Source organism: Xenorhabdus innexi, assembly GCF_002632485.1.
GTDB classification, from domain to species: Bacteria; Pseudomonadota; Gammaproteobacteria; order Enterobacterales; family Enterobacteriaceae; genus Xenorhabdus; species Xenorhabdus innexi.
In genome coordinates this window covers 1-647 of sequence record NZ_NIBU01000235.1, presented here as the reverse complement: position 1 = coordinate 647, position 647 = coordinate 1, and the positions used below count along the sequence as shown (strand labels likewise).

The 647-nt window shown below is 55.3% G+C and carries 1 protein-coding gene and 1 pseudogene; both read left to right on the top strand.

The genetic code is table 11. The features are described from left to right. Positions 1-222 precede the first annotated feature (222 nt). Positions 223-495: a hypothetical protein gene (locus tag Xinn_RS21320; RefSeq protein WP_422645982.1), complete on the top strand. Its 273-nt coding sequence runs from the start codon at positions 223-225 to the stop codon at positions 493-495. Next, positions 492-647 (top strand): annotated as a pseudogene (locus Xinn_RS23075) (conjugal transfer protein TraG N-terminal domain-containing protein); the annotation flags it as partial. The gene Xinn_RS21320 and the pseudogene Xinn_RS23075, both read left to right, overlap by 4 nt.

Here is a 647-nt window from a genome sequence, read left to right as displayed (position 1 = left end):
AAATGAAATGGCCCTGAAACAGGCGCTGTCCCGCAATGCCATCCTGACCATTATTGAACGGGATACGCAGCGCATTAACGCCCATCCGCAAAAACAGGTTCCAGACAGCCCGGATGCGCGGTTTTCTCAGCTGGACGCCCCTCACCGGTCAGGTCAATGATGGAAAAAAAACGTTCAGGATTAAGACAAGGTCTCCGGTTAGGCGGGATTATCGTCCTGGTGATGACCGTGACGTTAGCCCTCGGCCAGGCCGGCATGCGGTATCCCGACACCCTGTCTGCGCTGCATCGCGGGCTGGCAGATTATCCGTCGCTCTGGCGGGTGTGGCGGTTAAGCCTTTATACGTTACTGATTTTGGGGGGCCGGAAAATCTGGACGATGACGGAAAACAAACCGGCAACCCGTGCCGTGTTAATACGCATGATGGCAGCGAATGTGCTGTTTATCCTGTTGTGTGAATATGCGCTGTCAGCCAGTCCGGGAAGGGGATTATGACGACCAATAGCTATCTGGAATATTTCCTGACCCTGCTGGGCTGGGTGGTGAATAATGGCCTGTGGCACCTGCTGATGGCGACCGGGGTGTTTACCCTGCCGTTGGTGGTGAAAGTGATTACGGTCTGGTTGCAGGTACGGGAGGGGGGTGAA

Excerpts from the sequence above, each read along its gene's own strand:
- Xinn_RS21320 (WP_422645982.1), top strand. The coding sequence starts at position 223 with ATGACCGTGACGTTAGCCCTCGGCCAGGCCGGCATGCGGTATCCCGAC.